This window comes from Faecalibacterium sp. An121, from assembly GCF_002160915.1.
GTDB lineage: Bacteria > Bacillota > Clostridia > Oscillospirales > Ruminococcaceae > Faecalibacterium > Faecalibacterium avium.
Map to the genome: position 1 here is coordinate 1 of NZ_NFLM01000031.1, position 15504 is coordinate 15504.

Annotated in this window: 13 protein-coding genes and 1 pseudogene; all 14 read left to right on the forward strand. The window is 56.1% G+C overall.

Annotation, left to right across the window (positions count from 1 at the left end; genetic code table 11):
- The coding region (locus tag B5E66_RS13445; protein WP_242958182.1) for a DUF3990 domain-containing protein at positions 1-324 on the forward strand (324 nt) is incomplete at its 5' end.
- Positions 302-745 (forward strand): hypothetical protein, encoded by a 444-nt coding sequence (locus B5E66_RS11955; protein ID WP_087233466.1) that lies wholly within the window; start codon positions 302-304, stop codon positions 743-745. The genes B5E66_RS13445 and B5E66_RS11955, both read left to right, overlap by 23 nt.
- A gap of 12 nt (positions 746-757) precedes the next feature.
- Positions 758-1321, forward strand: a complete 564-nt coding sequence (locus B5E66_RS13450) for a hypothetical protein (protein WP_242958184.1) — start codon at positions 758-760, stop codon at positions 1319-1321.
- A gap of 60 nt (positions 1322-1381) precedes the next feature.
- On the forward strand, positions 1382-3475 hold the full coding sequence (locus B5E66_RS11965; RefSeq protein WP_446718515.1) for a DNA topoisomerase 3: 2094 nt from the start codon (positions 1382-1384) through the stop codon (positions 3473-3475).
- Positions 3472-3957: a YodL domain-containing protein gene (locus B5E66_RS11970; protein WP_087233472.1), complete on the forward strand. Its 486-nt coding sequence runs from the start codon at positions 3472-3474 to the stop codon at positions 3955-3957. Before B5E66_RS11965 ends, B5E66_RS11970 begins: the two co-directional genes overlap by 4 nt.
- Positions 3954-4166 (forward strand): transposon-transfer assisting family protein, encoded by a 213-nt coding sequence (locus tag B5E66_RS11975; RefSeq protein ID WP_087233475.1) that lies wholly within the window; start codon positions 3954-3956, stop codon positions 4164-4166. The genes B5E66_RS11970 and B5E66_RS11975 overlap by 4 nt, the downstream gene beginning before the upstream one ends.
- Before the next feature lie 12 nt (positions 4167-4178).
- Complete coding sequence (locus B5E66_RS11980) at positions 4179-4709, forward strand: hypothetical protein (RefSeq protein ID WP_087233478.1); 531 nt, start codon at positions 4179-4181, stop codon at positions 4707-4709.
- Positions 4710-5496: 787 nt separating this feature from the next.
- The gene (locus B5E66_RS13455; RefSeq protein ID WP_242958186.1) at positions 5497-5853 is read left to right on the forward strand and encodes a TnpV protein; all 357 of its coding nucleotides are present in this window, start codon (positions 5497-5499) and stop codon (positions 5851-5853) included.
- A complete protein-coding gene (locus tag B5E66_RS11985) occupies positions 5781-11810 on the forward strand; it encodes a DEAD/DEAH box helicase family protein (protein WP_242958188.1) in 6030 nt (2009 codons plus the stop codon). Before B5E66_RS13455 ends, B5E66_RS11985 begins: the two co-directional genes overlap by 73 nt.
- A gap of 258 nt (positions 11811-12068) precedes the next feature.
- Positions 12069-12254 carry a DUF4177 domain-containing protein gene (locus B5E66_RS11990; RefSeq protein ID WP_204876404.1) on the forward strand — a complete coding sequence of 62 codons (186 nt, stop codon included), beginning with the start codon at positions 12069-12071 and terminating at the stop codon, positions 12252-12254.
- 213 nt (positions 12255-12467) lie between these two features.
- Positions 12468-12812, forward strand: a complete 345-nt coding sequence (locus B5E66_RS11995) for a plasmid mobilization protein (RefSeq protein WP_242958190.1) — start codon at positions 12468-12470, stop codon at positions 12810-12812.
- Positions 12813-12902: 90 nt separating this feature from the next.
- On the forward strand, positions 12903-13184 hold the full coding sequence (locus B5E66_RS12000; protein ID WP_087233485.1) for a metal-sensing transcriptional repressor: 282 nt from the start codon (positions 12903-12905) through the stop codon (positions 13182-13184).
- A gap of 9 nt (positions 13185-13193) precedes the next feature.
- Positions 13194-14051 carry a DMT family transporter gene (locus B5E66_RS12005; protein WP_087233488.1) on the forward strand — a complete coding sequence of 286 codons (858 nt, stop codon included), beginning with the start codon at positions 13194-13196 and terminating at the stop codon, positions 14049-14051.
- Positions 14052-14104: 53 nt separating this feature from the next.
- Positions 14105-15385 (forward strand): annotated as a pseudogene (locus tag B5E66_RS12010) (relaxase/mobilization nuclease domain-containing protein); the annotation flags it as partial.
- Positions 15386-15504: the final 119 nt, after the last annotated feature.

A 15504-nucleotide genomic window follows, 5' to 3' on the forward strand; every position in this document is an offset into this window, starting at 1 on the left:
ATCGTCGTACCGTGGGGGCGCTGTTCGTTTTTTCGTTTTCTTCTGTTCCATAACGTGTGCTCCTTTGCTTTCCAGTTTACGACTCTTTTCTCTGTCTGTCAATTCGGGTATAGGGGCAATATTGTAGAGGGGCCAATGGCGGACGATACCATTTGGGATTTTGTCAACGGCTTTATTTCTGGCAAAATTTCCAGAAGCGTTTTTTGGGAATATGCACGCTTCAAACATCCGACCCACCAGATCAGTTTCCACACGGTCAATGCGTTGCGCTGCCTGACCTTTGAAAGGAGTGAGCACATCCATGACGGAAAAACAGAGAGATGATATTTACTATGTTTGCAGCCTGATCGAGTTCATCGCCCGCAAAACCAAGAACCACCGGCAGGATGTGATCCGGCACTTTTCCAAGGCGGACGTTGAGCGCCAGCTCCGTCTGGCAGAAGTCAATCACTGCCTTTCTTTTGAACAGGTAGCAGATGAGCTGATTGAGGACTATGGGATTTCCGATGGGGATTTTGACACGGTGAAGGAATGCCGGTATGAAGTGCCTTCTTTCCTTTCCATCGGGATGCTCTACCAGGAACTTGTGCTGTCCACCATGAAAAACGAGGATGCGGCCCAAGGCATCATTGATATTTTCTCTTCCTTTATTTCGGATGAGATTTCGGACTTCAACTCGAATGTGTACTATACCAACCCCGATTACCTGCGCTGTTCTTATCTTGAGGGAAAGATGCTTGCGTAAGGGGACAATCCGATGGGTGTAATAGCAACAGACAAGCCAAATGCGATGACAACGGATACAGAGGAAAAACCTACTCGAAAAAAGCCGCCGCAGCCACAGGTCCCGTATAAAAAGTTGAAACAGACACAAAAAGCCAGAATATCCAGGTGGATGTTTGAGGCGGTCTGCAAATACTACAAAGAACACCAGCAGATGCCCCCGGAAGAATTGCTGGAGCCTATGTGCCGGGAACTTTATCCCAAGCTGCATGGCACTGCTCCAAAGGCTTCCTTTGAAGATCTACTGGCGGTGTTTCGGAAAAAGCAGGCTCATTTTGCGGAGCGAATCGAAAAGAACGGCCTGCCGGAGCCTCCCAAGCCCAAAGTAAAAAAGACGGAAGCCGAAAAACTTGCCATGAAGCGTGCAAGGAGGCGGGCAAAGAAGAAAAAGCTGAAAGCGCAGCAAGAGCGCCTGAACGATCTTCCTGATTGGCAAGATGACCGATTCTTCTTTATCGCCGGTTACACTTCTGGCGGCGCTCCTTATGGCGTGACATGGGAAGAAATGGGCCTTAACCCTTGGGAAAAGCTCGAATAATTACTCACAGCTCTGTGCAAAATCACAGGGCTGTTTTTATTTTCAGAACAAAAAGGAGAAATTTCTTTGCATAACCTGATTATTACCGAGAAACCCTCTGTCGCCCGCACCGTCTCGAAGGTCCTGGGAGCCACCACCCGCCGTGACGGCTATCTGGAGGGAGGCGGCTACCTTATCAGCTGGTGCGTGGGCCATTTGGTGGAGCTGGCCCCGCCCGGCGTATATGACCCGCGCTTGGAACGCTGGGACCGCGCCGACCTGCCCATCCTGCCCGAGAGGTGGCAGTACCTTGTGAGCAGTTCCACCAAAAAGCAGTTTGATGTTTTGTGCAAGCTCATGCACCGGGCGGACGTGGACCGCATCGTCTGCGCCACCGACGCCGGGCGGGAGGGCGAGCTGATCTTCCGCCTGGTCTATCACCAGTGCGGGTGCCGCAAGCCTGTTTCCCGCCTCTGGATCAGCAGTATGGAGGACGCCGCTATCCGGGCGGGCTTTGCCAATTTGAAGCCCTCAACCGAATACGATTCGCTGTACAAAGCAGCCCTTTGCCGGGAGCGTGCCGACTGGTTGGTCGGCATCAACGCCACCCGGCTTTTTTCATGCCTGCATGGCGTCACCCTCAATGTGGGCCGGGTCATGACCCCAACGCTTGCCATGACGGTGGAGCGGGAAGCGGCGATTGCGGCCTTCAAACCGGAACCGTTTTATATCATCCAGTTACAGACAGGAGGCTGCATGGCGTCCAGTGAACGTTTCAAAGAGAAAGCCCAGGCCGAAAAACTTCTGGCAGAATGCCGGAAAAGCAGCCGGGCCCTTGTGCAAAAGAGCGAGCGCAGAGAGAAATCCGAGCGCCCGCCGACCCTCTACGACCTGACTACTTTGCAGCGGGACGCCAACCGGCTGCTGGGCTATTCGGCCCAACAGACCCTCGATTATACCCAGGCGCTCTATGAGAAAAAGCTCGTCACTTACCCCCGCACCGACAGCCGCTATCTCACCGAGGACATGGCGGCGGGCCTGCCCGGCCTGGTCATGGACACCGCGGCAGCGTTTGGATTTCGGGGGGCTATTCCGGTCCATGCAAAGCAGGTCATCAATAACCAAAAGGTCAGCGACCACCACGCCATTCTGCCGACGCAGAGCGTGACCGGGGCTGACCTTTCTTCTTTGCCTGTTGGCGAGGCCAGTATTCTCCGCCTCATCGCCACCCGATTACTGGCCTCCGTGGGTGAGCCGTATCGCTACGCCGATACTACGATGCAGTTTGAGTGTGCCGGGCAGACTTTCACAGCCAAAGGCAAGACAGTTCTGGACGAGGGCTGGAAGGCTGTAGAGCGGGTTATCCTTGGGGATACCGCCGAAAAGGTCGAGGAAAATTTGGAAGTTCTGACAGAAGTACAGGACAAGGAAACGCTTCCCATTTTGGACGCCGAGCTGAAAGAGGGGCGCACCACCCCGCCCAAGCATTTCACCGAGGACACCTTGCTGGCCGCGATGGAATCCGCCGGCGCGGACACCATGCCAGAAGAAGCCGAGCGCCAGGGCATCGGGACGCCTGCCACCCGGGCGGCCACCATCGAAAAGCTGGTACAGAAAGGTTTTCTGGCCCGGGAGGGCGGCGGCAAGGCAAAGCACCTTATTCCCTCCGAGAAAGGCCGCACCCTCATCGCCGCGATGCCCGAACAGCTCAAATCCCCGGCCATGACTGCCGAATGGGAAACGAAGCTTACACAAATCGAGAAGGGCCAGTATGCGCCCGAACAGTTTATGGAGGAAATCGAATCTATGATGAAATCTCTCGTCAATCAGTACGCCAACACCCCCAACGCTCCCGCCAAGGCCGCCGGCGGTGCGCCGGTGGTGGGCACTTGCCTCCACTGCGGCTCAGAGGTGGCCGAGCGGGAAAAAGGCTGGTTCTGCACGAGCCGCGAGTGCCGCTTTGTCATCTGGAAGGATAACGCCTTCTTTACACGCCTCGGCAAGCACCCCACCCGGCAGGTGGTGGACAAACTCCTGCGGGACGGCCGCGCCCGCCTCAAGGACTGCAAGAGCCAGCGCACCGGCAAGACCTACAACGCCTCCGTCCTGATGACCACCGAGGCCGACGGCCGGGCCAAGTTCAGCATGGAATTTGAGAACGGGGGTGCACGATGATGCAGGATGTTTTGGAGCGGTTTTTCGCCGCCGAAAGCAACGTTTACCTGATTTTGCAGCTCAAAGACGAGCAGGAGACAGCAGATGTGCGGTTTGAATCCTTTGCCCGTCTGGAGCAGATGGGCAAGACACCGAATCCCGACCACTACGAGGCCGTTTACTTTGCCAACACCCCGGCGTACTTTTACGGCATGAGCAACGTGGAGGCATTGGAGGAACTGTACCTCACGTTCAATTTGAGGCGTCCAGAAGGTTTTCGGGGACACAGCCTTTCGGTCAGTGATGTGGTCGTACTGAACCGCGAAGGTCAGACCGGGGCGTTCTATGTGGACAGGATCGGTTTCAAGGAGCTGCCGGGCTTTTTGGAGCAGATGAAAGAGGCGGCCCGGCCTCAAAAGTCGGTGACTGCACAAGTTAAGCAGACCAAAGAGACCACACCCAGGGTCAAAACCAAGAAACACAAAGAGAGGGACGCACGATGAAAAACTTCACTTACGAAGAAGTCAACCTGATGGCCCTTTACAATACCGGCAACCGGGAGCGCCTCATCGAAGTCTTAACTGAGATGCGCACCTATCTCACCTGGTCGGAGGTGGAGCTGCGGGACCTGACCGACAGCACCCTGGACAAACTGGCCGGCATGACCGATGCCGAGTTCAACGCGCTGGAATTGTACCCGGATTTTATTTGAGAGGGAGGGCTTATGGCAGACGAAAAAGACAGCAAATGGCAGTGCTATATCATCCCCGACCTTGCCACCTGGACCGGTGCAGCGGGGAGCAAGCCCTATACGCCCATCGAGTTTTACGACAGCTATGAGCAGGCCGCAGCCCGTTTCCGGGAGCTGCGCTCGGAACCCTACAACAGCGAAGAAGTGCCGGGCACCCGGCTGACCTTTGGCGTCCAGCGGGAGGACCCGCCCAGCGCCGCCGACCTGCTCCATGTGCGACAGGGCCAAAACTACCTGGTGGACGATTATACCCGGATGGCGTCCCTCAACCAAAGCCCCGAGGTCATGGACATCCTGCGGCAGATGCGGAAAGACCTGGGCTTTGACCGGGTCCGCGCCTATGAACCGGGCGCGATGGAGCCGAAGGATGTGACTTTCAGCCGTTGGAAACATCCCCTCAAGCCGATGCTGAGAAAATCGGTGTTAAAAGAGCTGAAAGAAACGCGGCCCAAAGAAGCTACGGCCAAACTACCCTGCAAGCCCAAAGAAAGGGGCCGGGAATAAAAGGAAGGAGGCTTCATGTCCGAAAAAACACTCTACTACGCGCAACTCGCCGAGGACACCGCCCGCCGCCTGACCGGAAACTGGGAGCGCTGGGCGGGCTTTTTAGCGACAGCCAGCAGGCTGTACAAGTACCATTACCCTGACCAGCTCATGATCTATGCCCAGCGCCCGGACGCCACCGCCTGCGCCAGTTATGACGTCTGGAACGACCGGATGAACCGCTATGTCCGGCGCGGCTCCAAGGGCATTGCCCTGCTGGACGATACGGGCGACCGGCTGCGCCTGCGGTATGTGTTCGACCTGGCCGACACCGGCACCCGGCCCAATTCCCGAGACCCCTGGCTGTGGACACTGGAGGACCGCCACGGAATCCCGGTGAAGGCTATGCTGGAACGCCGTTACGGCACCACCGCAGACACCCTGCCCCAGCAGTTGGCGGATGCGGCGGGACAGCTGGCGGACGCCTACTGGGCCGATCATAGACAGAAGATTGGCGGCATCCTTGCAAATTCCATGCTGGAGGAGTACGATGAACTCAACAGAGGGCTTGCCTTCAAGCGGGCTGTCACCGCCAGCACCACCTTCGCTCTTTTGTCAAGGTGCGGGTACAGTCCCGAAAAGCACTTCGATCACGAGGAATTTAGCAACATTTATGCGTTCGACACGCCGGCTACCGTGGCCGCCCTGGGCACCGCCGTCAGCGAGAGCAGTCGCGAGGTGCTGCTGCAGATCGCGGCGGTGGTCCGGCAGGTGGAACGCGACATCGCAGAAGAAAGGAGACTTTGGGATGAGCAGCACAGCATTGCAGTACACGCAGAACGGGGACTATCTGGTCCCGAACATCGAGCTGAATCAGCCGCAGACGCCCTTGGGCAAGTACGGGCGGATGCGCCGGACGTTTCTCAAGGAGAGCCGGCCGATTCTCTACAATCACCTGCTGCTGAGCGGGAAACTGTACCCGCACCTGGCGGAGATCGACCAAGCGGCGAAGCAGCGGCTCGAACAGATGATGCCCGCACTGACGCAGGCAGCGGGCGCAACGGAGGAGCTGAAAGCTCGCGACCCGATGCAGTGGACCAGCCGGATGAACGCCTGCAAAGCGCAGGCCGAGGAAGTGATCCGGAACGAGCTGATTTACAACTGAGTTTTTTCGCCACTGAGGCGGAGCAAATTGCACAGATCGACCAGCGAGCGGAGACCGAACAAGTCTCCGCTTTTTCTTTTTCTGAGGCGGATTGGTGGGCGGCCCTGGCCTCCGGCAGCGGATTTGAACATGGCAAAGAGCGCATTGCGGCCTACTACGCTGAAAATCACAGCGCCAAAGAGCGAACCGCCTTTCTGAAGCAGGAATACGGTACTGGTGGCCGGAGCTGGACGTTTCAGGATGGTAGCAATGGCTTTCTGGACTATGATGCCAGCGGCATCAAACTGCGTTCCTATCCCAACGGACAGGAGCAACGTCTGAAATGGCCCGAGGTTGAAAAGCGCATCCACGTCCTGATCGCTACAGGACGATATTTGAGCGAAACAGAACCGTTTATTTCGGAGGTAAATGATACCCGCACGGAAGGAGAAATTTTGCGGGAAAAGCTGGCCGAACGCGGCATCATAAATGGCCAGGTGATAGATCCGGAAAAGCTGGACAGCGACCCTTTTATTCGGCAGGTGGTGGCGGATGCTGAGGCAACTAAGGAGACTGTTTCCGCCCAGTTTCAGAAAACCTTAACGGCAGAAGATGTAACCGACATCCGGCTGGAAAGCAGCAGCTACTCGGCGGTGTCCCGGGAGAAAGAGTATCACCTGTCCTGCAAGATCAACGGTGTGCCGGATACGCTCGTCTATACTGTCTCCCAGCACGATGACGGAGAAGGCTTTACCATCCGGAGCGGCCAGCGTGAGGAAGATGACATCTGGAAAAAGATGCCCCAACCTGAGCTGGAAAAACTGGAGGCTGTTTTGGCCCAGACGGTGGAGTTTGACTACTGGAGCAAATCCATTGAACACGCAGCTGATGCAGATGCCCTCGAAGTGGTGGCTCAGGATTACCGATGGGCAGAGGATCTTAACTTGAGCGATGAACAGCGCGATGCCCTTTGGGTCCAGATCGAAGCCCGTAAAGAACAGCTCACCACACAGCCTGCCATTCCAACGGAACCGATGGCAGCTTACCCGGCAGAGGAAACACACCTGCCCTACGATGTGGTGGTCGAACGGCTCCATGTTGACCAGCCGCAGTCTGAAATTCCTGCCCCACCGGCCCGAAACTTCCGCATCACCGACGAGCATCTGGGTGAGGGCGGGCCCAAGCAGAAGTTTGCCCGCAACATCGAGGCCATCCGCATTCTGCAAACCTTGGAAAATGAGAACAGGAACGCGACCCCGGAAGAACAGGAAATCCTGTCCCGGTACGTCGGCTGGGGCGGGCTGGCGGACGCTTTCGACCCGGATAAGGACAGCTGGGCCAAGGAGTATACGCAGCTGAAAGAGCTGCTTTCCCCCGAGGAGTACGCCGCCGCCCGGGCCAGCACCCTGAATGCCCACTACACCAGCCCTACCGTCATCCGGGCTATCTATGACACGGTGGAGCAGATGGGGTTCACCAGCGGCAACATTTTGGAGCCGTCAATGGGCGTAGGCAACTTCTTCGGGATGCTGCCCGAGTCCATGCAGGGCAGCCGCCTGTATGGCGTGGAGCTGGACAGTATCACCGGCCGCATCGCCCGACAGCTTTACCCAGAAGCGACCATTACTGTCGCAGGCTTTGAGACCACCAGCCAGCGGGATTTCTATGACCTCGCCGTGGGCAACGTGCCCTTCGGTAATTACAAAGTCAACGACAAAGCCTACAACAACCTTGGTTTTTCCATCCACAACTACTTCTTTGCCAAGGCTCTGGACCAGGTGCGGCCGGGCGGTATCGTGGCGTTTGTCACCAGCCGTTTCACCATGGATTCCAAGGACAGCTCCGCCCGCAAGTACCTGGCCCAGAGGGCCGACCTGCTGGGGGCAGTGCGGCTGCCCAACAACGCCTTCAAGGCCAACGCAGGCACGGAAGTTGTCTCGGATATCTTATTTCTCCAGAAGCTGGACCGCCCTATCGACCGGGAGCCGGAATGGGTGCAGGTGGGCCAAACGCCCGAGGGCTTCACCATCAACCAGTATTTTGTGGATCACCCGGACATGGTGTTGGGCGAGCTTTCTGCCGAAAGCACCCAATATGGCCGGGAGGATGTGACAGTCAACCCCATCGAGGGGGCCGACCTGGCCGAACAGCTTAAAAGCGCGATGGCCCATATCAACGGCAGATATGAGGCGGTGGAGCGAGTGAACACCGAGCTGGACGAGGGCGCACCCGACGTCCTGCCAGCTGACCCGAACGTCAAAAACTTCTCCTATACGGTGGTGGAGGGCGAAGTTTACTACCGCGAGAACTCGGTCATGACGCCAGTGGAGCTGAGCGATGATGCGAAGGATCGGGTCAAGGGGATGGTGGGGCTACGAAGCATCGTCAACGAGCTGATTGCCTACCAGCTGGAAGATTTCCCGGATGCCGACATTGCCGACAAGCAGGCCGAGCTAAACGCTGCATATGACGCCTTTTCTGCAAAATATGGCCTGCTCAACGACCGCAAAAACGGGCGGCTCTTTGAGGACGATTCCTCCTATTATCTGCTGTGTTCGCTGGAGAATCTGGACGAAAACGGCAAACTCAAGAGCAAGGCGGATATGTTTACAAAGCGGACCATCCGGCCCGAGCGTGCCGTCACCCATGTGGATACCCCTGCCGAGGCGCTGGCGGTGTCCATTGGCGAGAAAGGCCGGGTGGACCTGCCCTATATGGCCGAGCTGTTGGGCACGCCGGAAGATTTTGAGCGCATTACTGGCGAGCTGCGGAGCGTGATTTTCCAGGACCCTTCCGACCAGAACTGGAAAACTGCGGATGAGTACCTGTCCGGCAACGTCCGCAACAAGCTGCAAATCGCCAAGCTGGCCGCTGCGAATGACCCGGCTTTTGAGGTCAACGTGGAAGCTCTGACCAAAGCCCAACCCAAAGAGCTGGAGGCGTCCGAAATCGACGTGCGGCTGGGGGCGACCTGGATTTCGCCCGATATCATCCAGAAGTTTATGAACGAGACCTTCCAGATCCCCTTTTATTTAAGGTACGCCATTCGAGTCAAATTTTCCCCGGCCACCGCAGAGTGGCGGATCGAGGGAAAGACCAAAACAGGCCACAATGACGTCATGGCCTACGAGACCTTCGGCACTGTCCGGGCCAGTGCCTACAAGATTCTGGAGGATACCCTCAACCTCCGGGACGCGCGGGTCTACGACACGGTGGAAGATGACAGCGGCAAGCCCAAGCGGGTGCTGAACAAAAAGGAGACCATGCTGGCCGGTCAGAAGCAGCAGGCCATCAAGGACGCCTTTGCAAACTGGGTCTGGCAGGACCCCCAGCGGCGTGAAAGTTTGGTTAAACAGTACAACGAGCTGTTCAATTCCACCCGGCCCCGGGAGTACGATGGCAGCCACATTCACTTCGTGGGTATGAACCCGGAGATCACCCTGCGGGAGCATCAGCGGAACGCCATTGCCCATGTGCTCTACGGCGGCAACACCCTGCTGGCCCACGAGGTGGGTGCAGGCAAGACCTTCGAGATGGCGGCCTCTGCCATGGAAGCCAAGCGGCTGGGGCTGTGCCAGAAGTCCCTTTTCGTGGTGCCGAACCACCTGACCCTTCAGTGGGCGCAGGAGTTTTTGCACCTCTATCCCAGCGCAAAGCTCTTGGTGGCGTCCAAGAAGGACTTTGAGACGGCCAACCGCAAGAAGTTCTGCGCCCGCATTGCCACCGGGGACTACGATGCGGTCATCATCGGCCACAGCCAGTTTGAGAAAATCCCGCTTTCCTTTGAGCGGCAGGAGCGCATCATCCAGGAGCAGATCGACGAGATCCAGAGTGGCATTGCCGAACTGAAACATTCGTCCGGGGAGAAATTCACCATCAAGCAGATGGAGAAAAGCCGCAAGCAGCTGGAAATGAAACTTGAAAAACTGCGGGCCACCGAGCGCAAGGACGATGTAGTAACCTTTGAAGAATTGGGCGTAGACAGGCTGTTTGTGGACGAATCGCATCATTTCAAAAATTTGTTTCTCGTAACAAAAATGCGCAATGTCGCTGGTTTGTCCACATCCGAGGCCCAGAAGTCCAGTGATATGTTCGGCAAGTGCCGATATATGGATGAGCTGACCGGAGGCCGGGGCGTGGTATTCGCTACGGGTACGCCTGTGAGCAATTCAATGGTCGAATTGTTTACGGTCATGCGTTATTTGCAGTACGGCACGTTGCAACAAAAGGGATTGACGCATTTTGACTGCTGGGCGTCCACCTTCGGGGAGACTACCACCTCTATCGAGTTGGCCCCCGAGGGCACCGGCTATCGCGCGCGGACCCGCTTTGCGAAATTCTTCAACCTCCCCGAACTTATGACCATGTTCAAAGAGGTGGCGGATATCAAGACTTCGGACCAGCTTCACCTGCCAGTACCAGAGGCAAAGTTCGAGACAGTGCTGGTCAAGCCCTCTGAAATTCAAAAGGAAATGGTGCAGTCCCTTTCGGAGCGGGCAGGCAAGATCAACGCCGGGATGGTGGATGCTTCCGAGGACAATATGTTGTGCGTGACAAATGATGGCCGCAAAATCGGCCTCGACCAGCGCCTTATGAATCCGCTTTTGCCGGACGACCCAAACAGCAAGCTGAACGCTTGCGTCCGAAATGTCCTGCGCATTTGGGAAGAAGGCAAAGAGGATAGACTGACCCAGCTCTTGTTCTGCGATTTGTCCACGCCAAAAGGCGATGGGCAGTTCAACGTCTACGATGATGTGAAGAAAAAATTGCTGGCGGCGGGCGTGCCGGAAAGCGAGGTGGCCTTCATTCACGCCGCCGACACCGAGGCAAAAAAGAAGGAGCTGTTCTCCAAAGTGCGTACCGGGCAGGTGCGCATTTTGCTTGGCAGTACGGCAAAAATGGGGGCGGGCACCAACGTGCAGGACCGTCTTGTTGCCGTTCATCATCTGGATGTAGGCTGGAAACCCTCTGACATGACCCAGCGCAACGGCCGCATCATCCGGCAGGGCAACCGGAACAAAGAAGTACAGATTTATCAGTATGTAACAGAGGGGACTTTTGACGCCTACCTCTATCAGACCCTTGAGAATAAACAGCGATTCATCGGACAGATCATGACCTCGAAATCGCCCGTCCGTTCTTGTGAGGACGTGGATGAGCAAGTGCTCAGTTATGCCGAGGTCAAGGCGCTGTGCGCCGGCAACCCGCTCATCAAGGAAAAGATGAATCTGGATGTGGAGGTGGCGAAGCTGAAGGTTTTGAAAGCCGACCACCAGAGCCAAAAGTACCGACTGGAGGATAAGCTGCTCAAGGAGTTTCCCGCCAGCATCCAGTGTCAGAAAGCGGAAATCGCCGCTCTGCAGCAGGACGCAAAAGTAGTTGAATCGAACCCACAGGTAAAGGACGGCTTCTGCGGTATGACCGTGAAAGGGATGCACTTTGAGGACAAATTGGTCGCAGGCGAGCGGTTGCTTCTGGCCTGCAAAGAAATGCCCACCGCCGAGACGGTGACGCTGGGCAGTTACCGGGGCTTTGGCCTCGACCTGCGCTTTGATACCTTCCGCAACGAATACCAGGCAGTGCTGCGGGGTGCAACCAGTCACTTTGTGCCCCTCGGCACCGATGCCCGCGGCAACCTGACCCGTCTGGATAACGCGCTGGACAGCTTCTCCGACCGCATCGCCCGCGCTGAGAACCAGCTGCAGACTTTGTACCAGCAGCGGGACGCGGCGCAAGTTGAGGTGGAAAAGCCTTTCCCCAAAGAAGCGGAGCTGGCCGAAAAATCCGCCCGTCTGGCCGAACTGGACGCCTTGCTGAACATGGAAAGTCGCCCCGAGCCGGAGCGAGAAGAACCAGAAACCGAACCGGACGAGCGGGGCGAGGAACATCGCCCCTCGGTGCTTGCCGGGCTGAAAGCCGCTGCGACTGAGAAGCCCGCCCGTGATAAAGCCCAGAAAAAGGAGGAACCCGAGAGATGACCAATCAGGAATGGAACACCACCCTTTAAGCGAATGACTACCCGCAGCGTTCCGGTCACTGTCAATCATCACAGGGAAGCTGGACTTCCCCTACGCTGGCTGCCGCTAGCTAGCCCTTTGTGGACTTGCCGCCCGGAAACACCTTGCGCTGCAAGCTGTTCCCGTCCAGTAAGTTTTGCAATAGACTGCTATACTTTTCTGAAACGATGAAGTATAATGAAGTCAACGACGAATTGGAAATTGAAAAGGAGACTGGAAATGAAAAGATATGAGTATATGACCGTAGATTTAAGCGCAGAGCCTTCGTTTAATGTTCATGTTAAGTTGGACAGATATATTGCTAAGCTGAACGAATATGGTAAGCAAGGGTGGAGATTGATTTCTGGAACTGATGATTGGAAATATTCAATTTTTGAGCGAGAAATTGAGGATAAGGAAGAATGATAAATAAAAATATATCGGGCCACCCTGATCTGAACTTTCAAAACTGAATACCAGCCGCCCACCGGCGGCACCACCGAGCAGGAAACCTTGAAACAGGTTCCCTGCTCTTTTTTGCCCGGACGCCGGGAGGAAGGAGGACGCTACTTGTCATATCCGAACTTTGATGTAAAAATCACCCGTGCAGGCCGTGCCCAAAAAGAAGGTGCCGGAACGGTGAGTCAGCCCCGGCGAAAGCGCGGCGTCCAACTCAACTTCCGTGTTTCAGAGAAAGAATTGGAAGTTATTGAGCAAAAGATGGAACGGCTTGGCATCTTGAACCGGGAAGCCTATCTGCGGAAAATGGCGCTGGATGGGTACGCCGTCCGGCTAGACTTGCCGGAACTGAAAGAGCTGCTCTCTCTGCTGCGCAGGCACAGCAGCAACCTCAACCAGCTGGTGCGCCGGGTCAACACTACCGGGCGGGTTTACGAGGCGGACCTGGAGGACATCGCAAAGCGCCAGGAACAGCTCTGGGAAAGCGTGCGTGAAGTTCTGAACCGACTGGCGAGCATTTCTTGAGGCCATTGAATCATACGGGATTGCCAAATCCTGCGGCTTGTGCTATCCTTATCATATCCCCCCAGGGGGGATATGATAAGGAGGTTTCTTATGGATAAGACGCACGCACATCCCCACACCGAAACAAAGAAAGTGATCGACAGACTTTCCCGTGCCATTGGACATTTGGAGAGTGTAAAGAAAATGGTAGAGGAAGGGCGTGACTGCAGCGAGGTGCTGATCCAAATCGCCGCCGTGCGGGGAGCCATCAACAATGTTGGCAAAATGATTTTGCAGGATCACATCAACCATTGTGTCGTGGAGTCCATTGAGACAGGAGACACAAAAGTCTTGCAGGACTTGTCGGAAGCCATTGACAAGTTTGTTAAGTAGGAGGGAGATATGAGCAAACATTTGTCCATTTTATGGGCGATACTGGCTGCAGCGCTTTATGCTGTTAATGCGCCGGTATCCAAACTTCTGCTGCAGGAAGCAACGCCTACCATGATGGCAGCAATGCTCTATCTGGGCGCGGGTATTGGAATGCTTTTGCTCGGGATGGCTCGACAGCAGCTGAAAATGGGGAAGAATGAACAGAAATTGACGCGCAAAGACTTTCCCTTTGCCGTCGGCATGATCGTCCTGGATATTGCGGCACCGATCTGCCTCATGATCGGGCTTAGATCTACAACGTCGGCCAACGCTTCTCTGATCAATAATTTTGAGATCGTGGCCACATCCGTGATCGCGCTGCTTGTCTTTAAGGAAGCCATCGGTAAACGCCTGTGGCTGGCCATCGGACTGATTACTCTTTCCAGTGCAATCCTTTCCATGGAGGACGCTTCCAGCTTACATTTCTCGACAGGCTCGCTGTTCGTCCTGCTGGCCTGCATTTGCTGGGGGTTTGAAAACAACTGTACCCGCATGATGTCGCAAAGCGACCCGCTGGAGATTGTGGTGCTGAAAGGTTTTGGTTCCGGGCTTGGTTCACTGGCGATTGCGTTTGTGGTCGGAGAGCAGCTTCCACCCCTGCGATTGATTTTGTGTGCGCTGCTGCTGGGCTTTGTGTCCTATGGATTGAGCATTTTCTTCTATGTCTACGCACAGCGAAAACTGGGGGCGGCCAAGACCAGCGCCTATTATGCCATCTCGCCGTTCATCGGCGTGCTTTTGTCTTTGCTGATCTTCCAGGAAATGCCGAGTCTTTCCTTTTGGGCGGCTCTTTTGATCATGGCTTTAGGTGCATATTTTGCTGCATAAAACTTACGGCGGCCTGCGCGAGCAGGCCGCTCTTTTTGTTTTAGGAGGATATAATGGCAACCACAAGTATCATGCCGCTGCACACGGGCAAGGGCCGAACCATGAAGCGGGCTATCCGAGATATTATCGCCTATGTGAAGAACCCGGACAAAACGGATGAAGGGCGGCTCGTGACCAGCTACCAGTGCAACGGCGAGATCGCAGACGCCGAGTTCCTACTGGCCAAGCGGCAGTATATCGCCGCCACCGGCCGGGTACGCGGGAAGGATGACATCATCGCCTACCACCTGCGGCAATCCTTTGTGCCGGGCGAGATCACGCCGGAGGAGGCCAACCGCTTGGGGCAGGAGCTGGCACGGCGTTTCACAAAGGGCAACCACGCCTTTGTCGTCTGCACCCACATCGACAAGGCGCACGTTCATAATCACATCATTTGGAATGCGGTCAATCTGGACTGCGACCGCAAGTTCCGCAATTTTCTGGGCAGCACCCGGGCAGTGCGGCGGCTGAGCGATACCATCTGCATCGAAAACGGCTACTCCATTGTGGAAAATCCAAAACCTCACAGCAAGAGCTACAACAAGTGGCTGGGCGATGCCGCCAAGCCCTCCCACCGGGAGACGCTGCGCATCGCCATTGACCGGGCGCTGGAACAAAAGCCCGCCGACATGGATGCCCTGTTGGCGGAACTGGAAAAGTCCGGCTGCATTGTGGAACGCCGGGGCAAGCACATCACACTTTGCGCGCCTGGCTGGAAAAAGCCGGTCCGGCTGCGCAGCCTGAGTGAAGGCTACACTCAGGAGGATTTGACCGCCGTTCTGGCCGGGGCCAGAGAGCACACACCCCGCAAAGTGACGGCTGCCGCTCCTGCAGTGCCCAAGGTCAACCTGTTGGTGGACATTCAGGCCAAGCTCCAGGCGGGCAAGGGCAAAGGTTATGAGCGCTGGGCCAAGGTGTTCAACCTCAAGCAGATGGCCCAGACCATGACCTATTTGTCGGAGCATGACCTGCTGGACTACGCCGCGCTTGCGGCAAAGGCTGCGGCAGCGGCTGAAAGGCACAACGATTTGCGGGCGCAAATCAAGTCAGCGGAAAAGCGGATGGAGGAGATCGGCACCCTGCGAACGCATATCATCCAGTACGCCAAGACACGCGACACCTATGTGGCCTACCGCAAGGCGGGATACAGCAAAAAGTTTCTGGAAGCCCACCGGGAGGAGATCGCCCTGCACAAAGCGGCTAAAGATGCTTTCGATAAGCTGGGCCTGAAGAAGTTGCCCAAGGTGAGGGACCTGAACGCTGCATATGCAGAAGTGCTGAACCAGAAGAAAAAGCGTAACCGCCCCATAATCCCCCGTCTCAGCAGATCCCATCAGTATAAGAGCAGCACTTTCTAATCCTTTTAGACACAAAAAGAGCTGCCGTGTCAAGTGCGGCAGCTCGGGGTTCCAGG

Bases quoted from the DNA above. Each gene is read 5' to 3' on its own strand.
- B5E66_RS13455 (WP_242958186.1), top strand. From the start codon at position 5,497: ATGAGCAGCACAGCATTGCAGTACACGCAGAACGGGGACTATCTGGTC.
- B5E66_RS11970 (WP_087233472.1), top strand. From the start codon at position 3,472: ATGATGCAGGATGTTTTGGAGCGGTTTTTCGCCGCCGAAAGCAACGTT.
- B5E66_RS12000 (WP_087233485.1), top strand. From the start codon at position 12,903: ATGGATAAGACGCACGCACATCCCCACACCGAAACAAAGAAAGTGATC.
- B5E66_RS11975 (WP_087233475.1), top strand. From the start codon at position 3,954: ATGAAAAACTTCACTTACGAAGAAGTCAACCTGATGGCCCTTTACAAT.
- B5E66_RS11980 (WP_087233478.1), top strand. From the start codon at position 4,179: ATGGCAGACGAAAAAGACAGCAAATGGCAGTGCTATATCATCCCCGAC.
- B5E66_RS13450 (WP_242958184.1), top strand. From the start codon at position 758: ATGGGTGTAATAGCAACAGACAAGCCAAATGCGATGACAACGGATACA.
- B5E66_RS12005 (WP_087233488.1), top strand. From the start codon at position 13,194: ATGAGCAAACATTTGTCCATTTTATGGGCGATACTGGCTGCAGCGCTT.
- B5E66_RS11990 (WP_204876404.1), top strand. From the start codon at position 12,069: ATGAAAAGATATGAGTATATGACCGTAGATTTAAGCGCAGAGCCTTCG.
- B5E66_RS11955 (WP_087233466.1), top strand. From the start codon at position 302: ATGACGGAAAAACAGAGAGATGATATTTACTATGTTTGCAGCCTGATC.